The 14,724-nt window shown below is 68.6% G+C and carries 10 protein-coding genes; 7 read left to right on the forward strand and 3 right to left on the reverse strand.

The features are described from left to right. Positions 1-28: 28 nt before the first annotated feature. Positions 29-1,075 carry a DNA polymerase III subunit delta gene (gene holA / locus ITJ43_RS01535; RefSeq protein WP_194581463.1) on the forward strand — a complete coding sequence of 349 codons (1,047 nt, stop codon included), beginning with the start codon at positions 29-31 and terminating at the stop codon, positions 1,073-1,075. Between the two features lie 75 nt (positions 1,076-1,150). Here holA and rpsT read toward each other — a convergent pair whose 3' ends face one another. Beyond that, positions 1,151-1,411, reverse strand: a complete 261-nt coding sequence (rpsT, locus tag ITJ43_RS01540; RefSeq protein WP_194581465.1) for a 30S ribosomal protein S20 — start codon at positions 1,409-1,411, stop codon at positions 1,151-1,153. A 228-nt stretch (positions 1,412-1,639) separates the two neighbouring features. Between rpsT and ITJ43_RS01545 the strand changes: the two genes are divergently transcribed. Further along, positions 1,640-2,935: an MFS transporter gene (locus ITJ43_RS01545; RefSeq protein ID WP_323741090.1), complete on the forward strand. Its 1,296-nt coding sequence runs from the start codon at positions 1,640-1,642 to the stop codon at positions 2,933-2,935. On the opposite strand, the gene ITJ43_RS01550 is transcribed toward ITJ43_RS01545, so the two are convergent. Together ITJ43_RS01550 and ITJ43_RS01555 are read right to left on the reverse strand one after the other, a co-directional pair. Further along, positions 2,865-3,590, reverse strand: a complete 726-nt coding sequence (locus ITJ43_RS01550) for an alpha/beta fold hydrolase (RefSeq protein ID WP_194582414.1) — start codon at positions 3,588-3,590, stop codon at positions 2,865-2,867. The genes ITJ43_RS01545 and ITJ43_RS01550 overlap by 71 nt on opposite strands. Positions 3,591-3,686: 96 nt before the next feature. Next, positions 3,687-8,369 carry an ExeM/NucH family extracellular endonuclease gene (locus tag ITJ43_RS01555; protein WP_194581469.1) on the reverse strand — a complete coding sequence of 1,561 codons (4,683 nt, stop codon included), beginning with the start codon at positions 8,367-8,369 and terminating at the stop codon, positions 3,687-3,689. Positions 8,370-8,683: 314 nt separating this feature from the next. On the opposite strand from ITJ43_RS01555, the gene lepA reads away from it, so the two are divergent. The 5 genes from lepA to dnaJ all read left to right on the forward strand — a co-directional run bounded on the left by lepA (position 8,684) and on the right by dnaJ (position 14,724). Then, positions 8,684-10,534: a translation elongation factor 4 gene (lepA, locus tag ITJ43_RS01560; protein WP_194581471.1), complete on the forward strand. Its 1,851-nt coding sequence runs from the start codon at positions 8,684-8,686 to the stop codon at positions 10,532-10,534. Between the two features lie 24 nt (positions 10,535-10,558). Then, the gene (locus ITJ43_RS01565; RefSeq protein WP_194581473.1) at positions 10,559-11,209 is read left to right on the forward strand and encodes a DUF1990 family protein; all 651 of its coding nucleotides are present in this window, start codon (positions 10,559-10,561) and stop codon (positions 11,207-11,209) included. After that, a complete protein-coding gene (hemW, locus tag ITJ43_RS01570; RefSeq protein ID WP_194581475.1) occupies positions 11,209-12,426 on the forward strand; it encodes a radical SAM family heme chaperone HemW in 1,218 nt (405 codons plus the stop codon). The genes ITJ43_RS01565 and hemW overlap by 1 nt, the downstream gene beginning before the upstream one ends. Before the next feature lie 107 nt (positions 12,427-12,533). Further along, positions 12,534-13,562, forward strand: coding sequence for a heat-inducible transcriptional repressor HrcA (hrcA, locus tag ITJ43_RS01575; RefSeq protein ID WP_194581477.1), 1,029 nt, complete (start codon positions 12,534-12,536; stop codon positions 13,560-13,562). A 52-nt stretch (positions 13,563-13,614) separates the two neighbouring features. Continuing rightward, complete coding sequence (gene dnaJ, locus ITJ43_RS01580) at positions 13,615-14,724, forward strand: molecular chaperone DnaJ (protein WP_194581479.1); 1,110 nt, start codon at positions 13,615-13,617, stop codon at positions 14,722-14,724.

Consider the following 14,724-nt stretch of genomic DNA (forward strand, 5'->3'; position numbering starts at 1 on the left):
GGTCCGAGCCCGTCGGTAGGCTGAACTCATGCCTCCTGCCGCGCGCCGCCCCGCTGCTCGCGGAGGCACGCGCGCCGCCTCGGCAATTCCGCAGATCTCGTGGCGCAACCCCCAGCCCGCGCCGATCGTGCTCGTCTCGGGTCCGGAGGACGTGTGCGCAGAGCGCGCCACCGCTGGCATCCGTGAGTTCCTCCGCGCCGAAGACGCGAGCCTCGAGGTGTCCGATCTGCGCGCCGACGACTACACGTCAGGCAGTCTGCTGACGCTCACCTCGCCGTCGCTGTTCGGCGAACCACGGCTCGTCCGTGTCGGCGGCGTCGAGAAATGCTCCGACGCGTTCCTCGCCGAAGCCCTCGCCTACCTCGCGGCGCCACAGGAGGGCGCCACGGTGGTGTTGCGCCACACCGGTTCGAGCGTGCGCGGCAAGAAACTCCTTGACGCGATCCGGGCCGGCACCGGCGGGGGAGTGGAGATCGCGTGCCCGGCGGTCAAGCGCGATTCCGACCGTTTCGATTTCGCCGCCGGTGAGTTCCAGACCGCGCGCAAGAAAATCGCTCCGATCGCGCTCCGGGCTCTTGTGGGGGCGTTTTCCGACGACCTGACCGAGTTGGCGGCCGCGTGCCAGCAACTCATCGCCGACGTGCCCGGCGACATCACAGAGCAGATCGTGGAGCGCTACTACGGTGGGCGCGTCGAGACCTCGGCATTCACCGTTGCCGACACCGCCATCGCTGGGCGGTACGGCGATGCACTCGTCGCCCTCCGCCATGCGCTCGCCAGCGGTGCCGATCCGGTACCGCTGGTGGCTGCCATCGCCTCCAAGCTGCGGACGATGGCGCGCGTCGCCGGCGTCCGCGAATCGTCCGCTTCGCTCGCCGCACGCCTCGGCATGAAGGACTGGCAAGTCGACCGGGCTCGACGCGACCTGACGGGCTGGAATGAGGCGAGTCTCGGTCTCGCGATCCAGGCGGCCGCGCGGGCGGATGCCGAGGTCAAGGGCGCTTCGCGCGATCCTGTCTTCGCCGTCGAACGGTTGATCACGATCATCGCCACGCGCGCCCCCTACGGCGCCTGAGGCCCCGCGACCCGCGCAACGACGAAGGCCCGCCACCGCGCGGTGCGGGACGGGCCTTCGTCTGGAGGACGCGACTCAGAGAGCGGCGACCTGCTTGGCGATCGACGACTTGCGGTTCGCCGCCTGGTTCTCGTGGATGACGCCCTTGCTCACGGCCTTGTCGAGCTTCTTGGTGGCCTTCGCGAGCGCCTTCTCGGCGGCAGCCTTGTCGCCAGCGGCGATGGCCTCGCGGGTGCGGCGCACCTCGGTCTTCAGCTCGCTCTTGACGGCCTTGTTGCGCTCGCGCGCCTTCTCGTTGGTCTTGTTGCGCTTGATCTGCGACTTGATATTCGCCACGTTCGACGGCTCTTTCGTTCGGTTTTCGATGGATGTGCCGGGGTAGCGGTAGAGGGACGCCTCCGGCGGCGTGCAGGGTGGGACCCACACGCAAGCCAATCACCGAGTCTATCAGGTTGCCGCGCGCCGCCCGGGCAATCGCGTGTTGCAGCCTCTCGGTGCGGCATGATCGGAGCCACCGGTTCCGACCCGGTCGCCACGACGGAGCATCGACGAAGGAGTCGCCCCGTGACTGCAGCATCCCGAGACCGCCCCGCATCCGATGACGCCCACCGCGCGGGTGGCGGCTGGTTCTTCCTGTTCACTCTCGCGTGGCTGGCGATCTGGACGGCGCAGCTGACGCCGCTCCAGCTGCTGATCCCGCTTCAACTCGACACGCCGAATGATGCCGGTGGGTGGATCTCCGGGGTGGTGTCATCGGGCCTCGTGCTCGCCACCGGCGGCCTCGCCGGCGTCATCGCCGGCCCCCTCGCGGGGGGAATGAGCGACCGCACCCGCGGCGCATTCGGCCGCCGACGCCCGTGGGCCCTCGCCGGCGTGCTCCTCGGCGCCGCTTCTCTCCTGGGGATCGCCTTTGCCTCGGGGCCGCTCGGCGTCGGGATCGCCTGGGTGGGCGTCTCCGTCGGCGTCGCCGTGGCATCCGCCGCCTTCACAGCGATGATCGCCGACCAGCTCTCCGATCAGCGCGGCACGGCGTCCGCGGCGATCTCGTCCTCGCAGGCTCTCGGAATCGTCGTCGGCGTCGGCGTGATCGTGCTGCTCGGTCTCGGCGTCGTCGCCGGCTACGTGCTGCTGGCCGGCATCCTGCTCGTTGCCGGCGGCGCCGGAGCGGTGCTGCTGCCCGACCCGCCCGCTCCGGCCGCCTCCGCGACGGCGCGTGGCCGTCGCGCGCTCGCTGAGAGATTTGCCGCCTTTCGCGATCGCGATTTCGCATGGATGCTGTGGGGCCGGCTCGTGGTCAACATCGGCAACGCGCTGGGTACCGGGCTTTTGCTGTTCTTCCTGCTCTACGGACTGCATCGCGACCCGGCCGGAGCCCAAGACGATCTGCTGCTGCTGATCGTCGTCTACACCGTGTTCGTCGTGATCGCCTCGATCGTCGGCGGAGCGATCTCCGACCGCACCGGCAACCGCCGAAGCCTGACCGTATGGGCGGCGCTGGTGCAGGGCGGGGCGGCGTTGCTGCTGGCGGCCTTCGGCTCATTCGAACTGACGATGGTTGCCGCGGCGCTTCTCGGCACCGGCTATGGCGCGTACATGTCGGTCGGCCTCGCCCTCGGCACGGATCTGCTGCCCTTCCCCGAGGACAGCGCCCGCGACCTTGGATTCGTCAACGTGGCGGCGAGCCTCGGCCAGCTGCTCGGTCCGCTCATCGGCGCCGGCCTGGTCGCTCTGGTCGGTGGGTTCTGGCTGCTGTTCGCGGCCGGCGGGATCCTGTCAGTAGTGGGCGGCCTCATGACCCTGATGGTGCGCGCGCCACTGCGGCATCCGTTGTCGCCAGCGCCAGATCCAGAACAGCGTTGAAGACGCGGGGGCGCATGGCCGTGACCAAGTGCGAGGTGCGCGGCACGACGATCAGCTCGGAGCCGGACACCAATGACGAGAACAGGCGCTCGTTGACCCGCAACTGATCGAACTGCCCGTTGACGAACCACGTCGGCACCGCGATGCGGCGCAGCGCGGCGAGGAGGTCGAGCACGGAGAGGCTCCGCAGCGCCACATCCTGTGCGTCATAGGCGTACCCGCCCGCACCGAAGTCGGCACGGGTCTCGGTCGGCAGGGTACGGTCGAGAACCCACTCGGCGATCGGGGCGCCACGGCCCGGCAGACGGTCGAAGCCGCGGGCGAGAGTGCGATAGGTCTGCAGCGCCACCCCACGGGGGATCGCGGTGCACGAGGCGGCGATGAACGCGTCAACGGGTGGTCGCTTCTCAGCGCCGACATAGGCGATGGACAAGAGCCCGCCCATGGAATGACCGGCGAGCAGCACAGGGCCGTATCTCGCGGCATCCTGTACGGCCGCATCGATCGTCGCGAACGCGCCGTCCAGCGTGAAGTCCTCGGCCATGCGGGTGCCATGGCCGGGCAGATCCACCGCTACTGCGGCGATGCCGCGGCCGTACAGATGCTCGACCTGCGCGCGCCACATGGACGCCGACGTGCGGATGCCGTGCACCATCACCACGGTCGTCGTCGTCACACTCTCAGCCTAGACACGGCTGAACGCCGTCGGCCCCGACACCCGCGAAGGGGAGCCGGGGCCGACGGTCTGGGCTCAGCCGATGCGGCGACGACGTGTCATCGCCAGCAGCAGCCCCGCGGCGAGCAGGAACGCGCCCCCGAACGCCAGAGCCCATGGGGTCTCGGCGCCGGTCATCGCGAGGGTGCCCTCACCGACGACCTCCAGAGGCAGGTTCACCACCACGCGTCCGTCGGCACCCAACACGATGAGGTGGTGGGTTCCGACTGCGAGCGTGCGTGGCACGGCGACCGTGAAGCTCACCCGTCCGTTCGCATCGGCGGCGGGGATCCCGGTGATCACGATCGGCTGGCTGTTCAACGTCGCAGCGACCTGCTCGAACGCGCCCAGGCCGGTCAGCGTCACCGTGAACGACGAGCCGCGCTCGATCCGACCGCCCGCCCCGAGACCGGTCGTTGACACCCCTGCCATCGGTGCGCCGGTCGCGGACGGGGTCGTCGTGGGCGACGGCGAACCGCTCGGCGCCGGGCTCGACGACGGGTCAGGGGACGGAACGGTGCCGGTGACGAGCTTCGCGCGGCCGAGAGCAGCCGGCGCGATCGGTCGGATCGCTTTCGCGTAGGCGATCGTCGCGTCGAGGTCGACCAGGCCGGTGTCGGCGCGATCGGTGCCCTGGGCGAACGGCGTGAAGCCGTCTCCGCCGTTGGCGAGGAACGAGTTCGTCACCACCGTGATCGTGTCGGTGTCGGCGACCTTTCTTCCGTTGAGCGACATCGACAGGATGTGCCCCGAGCGCGACGCCGTCTGACCCGCGGGCGGCGCCTCCTCGGTGTACTCGTAGCTGAAGCCCGCCGACACACCCAGGTGGAGCTTCGGACGGTCCCCCGTCGTCTGCCACTGGCGCGTGAGAGTGTCTTTCAGCTGTGCCCCTGTCAGCGTCACGGTGACCAGCGTGTTGGCGAACGGCTGCACATCGGCGAGCTGCTTGTAGGTGACGGTGCCGTCACCGGTGTACAGCAGGTCCGCGCGCAGGCCCCCCGGATTCATGAGCGCGAGCTGCGCCTTCTTTCCTGCGTACGCCGGGTTCGCCGAGGTCGCCCAGAGGTAGACATCGGCGACGGTATTGCCCATCGTCGACTCGACCCCGCGGTCGGAACCGCTCTTGCCGCCGCGCAGAATGTCCTTCGTGATCTGGCCCAGCGGCTGGGCACCGATGACGTTCGCCGCATCGCTGTACGTCTTCACCATCGCCGCCACCGCGGCATCGGCCGGATACGCCTTCGCCAAGAGCGTTGTCGTACCCTCCGCTGACACGAGCTTTCCCGCACCCTTGTCGTAGCGCAGGGTGAGCTGACCGAGTGCCTTGCCATACTCGGACGCCTGGATGACCGGACGGAGCCCACCCGTGGCCGCCACCTGCACATGGCATGCATACGTCTGGTGCGTGTGGGCGGAGACGATGGCATCGATGTTCGCCGACGCTCCTCGAATCAGCGTGCCGAAGTCCGACGGGTCGGTGGCGACGGCGTCGCACATGTTCGACTCCGAGGTTCCAGAGTGCGTGAGAAGCACCGTGACGTCAGCGAGGTGTCCGTCATGGATCTTCGCCGCCACACGGTTGGCCGCCTCCAGCTGGTCGCCGAACTCGATGTCACGGATGCCGCCCGGGTCGACCAGCGTCGCCGTATCGGAGGTGACCGTGCCGATGAACGCGACCCGCACACCGTCGATGGTCTTCACGGTGTACTCGGGGAGGGCCGGAGTCTCCGTTCCCTTCTGATAGACGTTCGCGCCGAGGGCAAAGGCTCCACCGGCGGCGATCTGCTCGGGCGTTGCCGACGCCGGGTCGGTGTTGCCGCCGAATCGGGGGATGACACGCTCCTTCAGGTCGGTGAACCCCCGGTCGAACTCATGGTTGCCCACCGCGGAGACCTCGAGGCCCGCGGCCTTGAGGGCGTCGATCGTCGGCGTGTCCTGCTGGCTGCTCGAGGTGAAGGTCGAGGCTCCGATGTTGTCGCCGGCCGAGACCAGCAGCGTGTTCGGGTTCTGTGTCTTCTTGGCCGTGACGGCGGCGGCGAGCACGGCTGCGCCGGCTTCGCCCTGCGTACCGGCTTCGATACGACCGTGGAAGTCGTTGATCGTCAGGATGTCGATCGTGGTCGGCGCGGCCGTGCCGGAGGAGAGGCCTACCTTGAGCGGGTCATGGTCGCTCGATCGGTATGGGCCGTCCTGCCAGAACAGGGTGCCGTGGTTGTTGTACCGGCTGTACTCGAGGGCGACCGATTCTCCGGAATTGATGTTCCAGACGTCGCCGCCGGTGACGCGCTTGTTGGCTGCAGCGTTGAGCAGGACGTGGTCGAGCGAGCCCGACAGCCCGTCGAACGAGTACGTGGATCGCCCGACCTCCAGCGACGACTCCGCGTCGACGTAGCCGGCGTCGTAGAGCACCTGCAGCGGGTCTTCGCGCGTGTACGAGTTGAAGTCACCGACGAGAACCGCCGCCTGCCCGCCCGTGCTGAGCGACGAAACCCAGTCACGAAGTGCCGTGGCCTGCGCGACGCGCGCCGGGTTCCACGCGCCCTGACCGTCCTTCTGGTCGGCCTGGGCACCGGAGGCACCGGTGGAGCCCTTGGACTTGAAGTGGTTCACGACGAACAGCAGCGACTCACCGCCGCCGGCGGGCACGAACCGCTGAGCGATAGGCTCACGGGCGTTGTCGAACGCCTGCCCTGAGCCTGACTGGGTGCCCAGCGCGAGGGCCTCGCCGTCGCGCTGCACGCGCGCCGGCTGGTAGATGATCGCGTTGCGGATGACGTCCTGCTGCGACGCGTCGGGCAGCTGCGCGGATGCCGGCACATACGCCCATTTGGCGGTTCCGGCGGCCGCGTTCAGCGCGTCGACCAGCGTCGAGACCGCCGTATCGGGCGTGCTCGGGGTGGTCTTGAGCGAGTTCTCGATCTCCATCAGACCGACCACCGAGGCGTCGAGTGTGTTGATGGCCGAGACGATCTTCGACTGCTGGCGCGCCAGGTCATCGGCGCCCCATGCTCCCCGCAGGTCGCATCCGGTGCGGACGTTGCGTCCGATGCCCTCGCGATCGGTGTAGGCGAGGCAGGCGGGATCCGAGGAGCCGAGCGTCGTGAAGTAGTTCAGCACGTTGAACGATCCGACGCTGATGTCACCGCCCACATCTTTCGGCGCCGACGTCCTCGGGTTGGTGAACGTCGCCTGTCCCTGCGTGTGCCCGTCGCCGGTGAGGAAGGATGCCGGGTTCAGCTTCCAGGTGTTGTTGCGATAGTCCAGGACGAACGATCCGCTGAGTGTGGCCGTGCCTCCCACGACCACGGGGTGATCGAGCGAGACGTACGCGGGCGTGAGGTCGCCGTTCAGCAGCGCGCCCGTGCCGTTGTTCGCACGGGCTGCGTAGTCGAGGGATCCGCCGTCGTCGAGCACCACACCGCGCGCCGCGTTGTCTGCAGCAACGGCAGCGGCCTCCGGGGTCCCGGGCCGCGCGACATCGGTCGGCTGGCGCAGCACACGATCACCGGCAGCGAGACCCACCTCGCCGTAGCGGTTGGTGTTGTTGGTGTTCGTCACGGTGAAGGTGCTCGACACCGTGACGAGCATCGACTCGAGCGTCTCGCGCTGCGACGCCGAGGACGGCCACGTCGTGAGGACGACCGGAGCGGGTGCGGCGACCGCGGCGATCTTGGTCGCCGCCCCCGCCTCGACGCTGAGCTGAGTCAGACCGTTGAACTCGCCGGCCTTGCCGGTGACGCGCACCGTGTCGCCCAGCGCGACCTCGGAGGTGACAGCCGACGTCTTCGCGTAGACGAAGATCGCCTCCGACGCGGTGTGTGTGGCGAGGTCTATCGCGCCGCCCGTGCCCGGCGTCTGGATAACGTAGCCGTTGTAGCCGCCGTCGGGGTAGAAAGCGGTGACGACGCCCTCGGTGGTCACCGTCTGACCGTTCAGCGGGGTGGCGTCGCCGGTTCCCTGAATCGCGGCGATCGGTGTGATGTCCTGGTCTACAGGCGGAGCAGAGCCGCTCGGAACCGGGTTCGGCCCGCCCGTCTGGGTGGGTTCGGGAACGGGAACGCTCGCTCCGGAGTTCTGCGGCGTCGGCTCCGCGGCTGTGAAGTCGGCGCTGTTGTCCGCCGTGTTGGTGTGCTTCGCATCGCGGCTGATGCTCGTCGCGTTGGTGGTCTCCGGAGCGGGGGAGCCCGCGGCCGGGCTCGCCGTGCTGCCCCAGGCGACGTAGTCGACGACGTCGCCATCGCTCGGGCCGGTGATCGCGGCAGCGCTGGACACGAGCGCGACCTTGCCGGTCTTGCCGCTCATGTCGATCTCGCCGGTGGCGTCGGGGGCCGGCAGAGATGTCGTGCCGCTCTTGCCGGCCTTCTCCTGAACCAGGAAGGTCCCGCCCGCCGCGATCGTGCCGGAGAGCGCGGTGCGCGACCAGTTCGTGCCGGCGGCCGAGGCGTACTGGATGCTCCACCCGTCGATGCTCACGGGCGAAGAGGAGACGTTGACGAGTTCGACGAAGTCATGGGTAAACGTCGCGCCGGTGTTTCCGCCGCCGCCGTACACCTCGTTGATCAGCACCGCAGCGTCCGCGCTGACGGCGGCCTGTGCGGGGATGGTGGCCAGGCCCACGCCACTGAGGGCGAGGGCTCCGGCGGTGATGGCCGCGACGATCGCGCGTCGCTTCCGCCTGTCGGCGGTGGGACGCAGTGCGTCCGGTGTCTGGTCTGACACGTGTGTTCTCCCTGGTTTCGCATGCAACAAAGGACGGCCGGGTGCACGGTCGTCCGATTCGGTGGATTCGGAACTCATGATGGGGATGCCGGGGGGCGGGGCAGTTGCGTGCAGGTGAACACGCGACGGCATCCCGTATCACCAGTCCTGAGATCGAGCATCATCGGGCCGAGGGCGGCGCGCCAAGGGCGAAAGCCGTTAACTCTTTCTCATCCGGCCGCACGCTGGCGTGCCGCCGTCGGGCTCGGCTAGAGTGCCGCCGCATCGCCGTCCCGGCCGGCCGTCGCCTGCGACGCCGGTAGACTGCTCCAGACATGTCACCGCGCGCCCTGAAGCCTCTCGAGCCGTCTGCGACCCCTCCAGAGCTGATCCGCAATTTCTGCATCATCGCCCACATCGACCACGGCAAGTCCACGCTGGCCGACCGCATGCTGCAGATCACCGGCGTGGTCTCCGACCGCGATATGCGGGCGCAGTACCTCGACCGCATGGATATCGAGCGCGAGCGCGGCATCACCATCAAGTCGCAGGCCGTCCGGATGCCGTGGGCGAACGCTCACGGCACCTTCGCGCTGAACATGATCGACACGCCCGGTCACGTCGACTTCACCTACGAGGTCTCGCGCTCGCTCGCCGCCTGCGAGGGCGCGATCCTGCTGGTCGACGCCGCGCAGGGCATCGAAGCCCAGACGCTGGCCAACCTGTACCTCGCGCTCGAGAACGATCTGCAAATCATCCCGGTGCTGAACAAGATCGACCTCCCCGCGGCCGACCCGGAGAAGTACGCCGCCGAGCTGGCAAACCTCATCGGCGGCTCGCCGGAGGACGTGCTGCGGGTGTCGGGGAAGACCGGCATGGGCGTCGAGGAACTGCTCGATCGAATCGTGGAGCGCATTCCCGCACCCGTCGGCGATGCGAACGCGCCCGCGCGCGCGATGATCTTCGATTCGGTGTACGACGCGTACCGCGGCGTGGTCACCTACGTCCGCATGGTCGACGGAAAGCTCGAGCCGCGTGAGCGCATCCAGATGATGTCGACGCGTGCGACCCACGACCTCTTGGAGATCGGTGTCTCCAGCCCTGAGCCGGTGCCCACCAAGGGACTCGGCGTCGGCGAGGTGGGCTACCTGATCACGGGCGTGAAGGACGTACGCCAGTCGAAGGTCGGCGACACCATCACCAACCAGCGCAAGCCCGCGACCGAGTCGCTCCCCGGCTACACCGACCCGAAGCCGATGGTGTTCTCAGGGGTGTACCCCATCGACGGCAGCGACTACGCGGTCCTGCGTGAGGCCCTCGACAAGCTGAAGCTGTCGGATGCGTCGCTGCAGTACGAGCCGGAGACCTCCGTCGCTCTCGGCTTCGGCTTCCGCTGCGGCTTCCTCGGACTTCTCCACCTCGAGATCATCACCGAACGCCTCACCCGCGAGTTCGACCTCGACCTCATCACCACGGCTCCGTCGGTGACGTACGAGGTCGTCACCGACACCGGCGAGACGGTCGTCGTGACCAACCCGAGCGAGTACCCCGACGGCCGCGTGGCGGAAGTGTCCGAGCCGGTCGTCAAGGTCGGCATCCTGTTGCCGAAGGACTACGTCGGCACCGTGATGGAACTGTGCCAGCAGCGTCGTGGTGCGCTCCTGGGCATGGAGTACCTCAGCGAGGACCGCGTCGAGCTGCGCTACAACATGCCCCTGGGCGAGATCGTCTTCGACTTCTTCGACCATTTGAAGTCCAAGACGCAGGGCTATGCCAGCCTCGACTACGAACCGGCCGGATCGCAGACCGCCGATCTGGTGAAGGTCGACATCCTGCTGCAGGGCGAGAAGGTCGACGCCTTCAGCTCCATCGTCCACCGCGACAAGGCCTACGCCTACGGCACGTTGATGACCGAGCGCCTGCGCAAACTCATCCCGCGCCAGCAGTTCGAAGTTCCCATCCAGGCCGCCATCGGCGCGCGCATCATCGCGCGCGAGAACATCCGCGCCATCCGCAAGGATGTGCTCGCCAAGTGCTACGGCGGTGACATCACCCGCAAGCGCAAGCTCCTCGAAAAGCAGAAAGAGGGCAAGAAGCGCATGAAGATGGTCGGCCGCGTCGAGGTGCCCCAGGAGGCGTTCATCGCTGCCCTGTCGGGCGACGTCGAGGCCAAGGACAAGAAGTAAGACGTCCCGGTTAGGGTGGATGCCATGCGTCGCGGAAGCTTTCAGGACGACACGGTCGACTATGCCGCCGTCGGCGCGACGCAAGCTCACGACCTCATGAGCTATCCGCCGGAGAACAGCGTTCCGGCGGAGGACTCGTGGCTGCTCGGCAGCGGGCAGGCGCGATTCGAGTCGTCGGCCGAGGCCCTGCTGTCGTGGACGGCGCTGCGCGGAGCAGGACTGGACATCAGCGATGTGCGCCCGGCTGCCGGCCCGATGTACTCGGGGGTCGGCTACGACGTCGACGGCACGCCGACGGTCGCCAGCCGCCTCGACGCCGACCAGCGCTTCGACGCCGACGGCACTCCGTACGTCGCCGCCGGCACGACCATCCGCGTCCACGGTCGTATCAAGGGAATGAACGCCGACGGCGAGTTGCGCGTGATCTATGCGATCGAAGAACCCCGGCGCGTGGGCTTCGCCCTCGGCACCGTCGGCGGCTCCGTCGTCAGCGGCGAGGAGTCATTCGTCGTCACCTGGGCGGACGACGACGAGGTGCGTTTCACCGTTCGCGCGTTCGATCGTCCGGTCGCAACGCTGTACCGCATGTACGGGCCGCTCCTGAAGCGCCGTCGGCGTGAGCTCTTCCAGGGCTACCTCCGCGCGATCTCGCCGCTGTACACGACGCCCGCCTGATGGGCTCGGCGCTCCCTCTGGGCGATCCCGCACCCGTCGACGGCGCGCTGCCCGCCGATATCGCGATCGACCCCGATCGCGACTTCGGCGTCTACATCCACGTGCCGTTCTGCCGCGTGCGGTGCGGCTACTGCGACTTCAACACCTACACCTCCGACGAACTGCGCGGCGCCCGCCAAGACGCCTACGCGGACGAGGTACGGCGCGAGATCGATCTGTCACGCGAGGTGCTCGCCGCGCGCGGTGCACTGCGGGCGGCATCCACCGTCTTCTTCGGCGGCGGCACACCAACCCTTCTGCCTCCGGGCGACCTGACCCGCATGCTCGAGAGCATTCGGGACACGTTCGGATTGGCCGACGGTGCCGAGATCACCGTCGAAGCGAATCCTGACACCGTCACGCCCGCGCTGACCAGCACGCTGGCGGAAGCCGGGGTTACGAGGCTCTCGATCGGCATGCAGTCGTCCGTTCCGCACGTACTCGCTGCCCTCGATCGCACCCACGAGCCCGCCGCCGTCGCCACGGCCGTCCACGCCGCACGCGCCGCCGGTCTCGACGTCAGCGTGGATCTCATCTACGGGGCGCCCGGCGAGTCGATCGACGACTGGCGCGACTCGGTGGAGTCTGCGATCGCGCTGCAGCCCGACCACATCTCCGCATATGCGCTCATCATCGAAGAGGGCACGAAACTCGCCCGCCAGATCCGTCGCGGGGAGCTGACTGCACCCGACGACGACCTCCAGGCCGACATGTACGAGTTCGTCGACGAGTCCCTCGCCGGCGCCGGCTTCGACTGGTACGAGGTCTCCAATTGGGCGCGCGGCGATGCGCATCGCTCCCGGCACAATCTCGCGTACTGGCGCGGAACCGACTGGTGGGGCTACGGACCCGGCGCGCACAGCCATATCGACGGGCTGCGCTGGTGGAACGTCAAGCACCCCGCCGCGTACGCACAGCGACTCGCTGGCGGCGAGTCACCCGCAGCTGCCCGCGAAAGACCCGATGTCGCGGCCCGGCGGCTGGAGGACGTACTGCTGCGCTCGCGCATCGTCGAGGGCATAGCCGTGTCGGAACTCACCGGGGAGGGTCGCCACGCGATCGCCGCCCTGATCGCCGATGGCCTGATCGACGGCGCCCGCGCTGTTCGCGGCCGCGTCGTGTTGACCCGCCGCGGTCGGCTGCTCGCGGATGCGGTCGTGCGCGCGCTCACGGCGTGAGCCGTCGCCCCGTTCCCTGCGCCACGCGAGACCCACGCTCGACGCCGCCGCGCCCGCACACGGTAAGATTGGCACTCGACATCCGTGAGTGCCAATAAGGAGGGGTGATGGTCTCGGAACGTGGCCTGCAGGTCCTCCGCGCAATCGTCCAGGACTACGTCGACACGCATGAGCCCGTCGGCAGCAAGGCGATCGTCGACCGCCATCAGTTCGGTGTGTCCGCGGCGACGATCCGCAACGACATGGCCCTGCTCGAAGACGAAGAGCTGATCGCCGCTCCGCACACCTCCTCGGGCCGCGTGCCCACCGACAAGGGTTACCGGGTCTTCGTCGATCACCTCGCCGAGCTGCGTCCGCTCTCCGGCGCGCAGCGCTCCGCCATCTCCTCGTTCCTGAGCGACCCGGGCGACCTTGACGAACTGCTCATGCGCACCGTGCGGGCGCTCACGCAGTTGACCGGCCAGGTCGCGATCGTGCAGTACCCGTCCTTCGCGCGGGCGAACGTCACGCACGTGGAGTTCGTGCATCTGGGCGGCGCGCGTGTCGTCGTGATCGTCGTGACCGACACCGGGCGCGTGTCGCAGCGCGTGGCGTTCCTCGGCGAGGAACTCACGCCCGAGGCAGCCCTGCGGGTGAAGACGGCGATCGCCCGTCTCGTGACCGGCAAACCCGTCGCCGAAGCGGCCGCCGCGATCGCCGAGCTGGCGTCCACCGAGCCCCATATCGACGACGCCCTGCAGACGGTGGCCCGAATCGTGGGCGAAGAACTCGACGACTTCCGTCAAGACCGGCTCGTCATGGCCGGAAGCGCCACCCTCGCGCGCCGCGAGAACGACTTCCGCGGGAGCATCTATCCGCTGCTCGAGGCTATCGAGGAGCAGGTCACGCTGCTGCGATTGATGGGCGAGATGGTCGCCGACGAGCACGGTCTTGCGGCGAGCATCGGCCGGGAGAACGCATCGTTCGGTCTCACCGAGGCCTCCGTGCTCACCAGCGAGTACGACGCGACCGGCACCCGCGCCCGCGTCGGCCTGCTCGGACCGATGCGCATGGACTATCCCACGAACCTCGCGGCGGTTCGCGCCGTCGCGCACTATCTGAGCCGGCTCCTCGACGAGGACGACACGTCCCGCTGAGCGACACGCTCCCGTATACCGACCCGCGCCCGGCAGGGCAGGAAAGGCGATTGTGGCCGACCACTACGAAGTTCTGGGCGTCTCCCGCGAGGCGACCCCCGACGAGATCAAGAAGGCGTACCGACGCCTCGCCCGCGAGCTGCACCCCGATGTGAACCCGGGGGCGGATGCCTCGGAGCGTTTCAAGCTCGTCACGCACGCGTACGACGTGCTGAGCGATCCCGAGCAGCGCCAGCGCTACGACATGGGCGGCGACGGCTCCGCGTTCGGCGGAGGCGGGGCCGGGTTCGGCGGATTCGGCGACATCTTCGAGACCTTCTTCGGCGGTGGGGGAGCCCGCACCGGTCGCCCCCGCTCACGTCGCGAACGCGGTCAGGATGCGCTCGTGCGCGTGACGCTCGACCTCGCCGATGTCGTCTTCGGCACCCACCGCGACATCGACGTGGACACCGCGGTCATCTGCGACACCTGTCAGGGCTCGTGCTGCCAGCCCGGCACCCAGCCGACCACCTGCGACATCTGCCATGGCTCGGGTCAGGTGCAGCGCACCGTGCGGAGCCTGCTGGGTAACGTCGTGACCTCGCAGCCGTGCACCACGTGTCAGGGTTATGGCACGACGATCCCGTACCCGTGCGCCACCTGCCAGGGACAGGGACGGGTCCGCGCACGCCGCACCGTGTCGGTCGACATCCCCGGCGGCGTCGAGACGGGTCTCCGGCTGCAGCTGCCGGGATCGGGTGAGGTCGGCCCCGCCGGCGGCCCGAACGGCGACCTGTACCTCGAAGTGACCGTGGCACCCGACGAGGTATTCAGTCGGGAGGGCGACGATCTGTTGGCGACGCTCGAGGTCTCCATGCCCGACGCCATCCTCGGTGCCCAGACGACGATCACCTCACTCGACGGCGACGTCGACCTGGAGGTCCGGGCCGGCGTGCAGTCCGGCGACGTGCTCACGATCAAGGGCCGCGGCATCACGCCCCTGCGCGGCGGAACGCGTGGCGACCTCCGCGTCGGCGTGCACGTCGTGACGCCGACGAAGCTGGATGCCAAGGAGCGCGCCCTCATCGAGGACTTCGCCAAGAAGACGAAAGCGCCGGCGCCACGCCTGTCGCAGTTCCATCAGGGCATGTTCTCGAAGCTGCGCGACCGGTTCCGAGGCTGA

This window comes from Microbacterium sp. VKM Ac-2870, from assembly GCF_015350795.1.
In the GTDB taxonomy this organism is placed as follows: Bacteria; Actinomycetota; Actinomycetes; order Actinomycetales; family Microbacteriaceae; genus Microbacterium.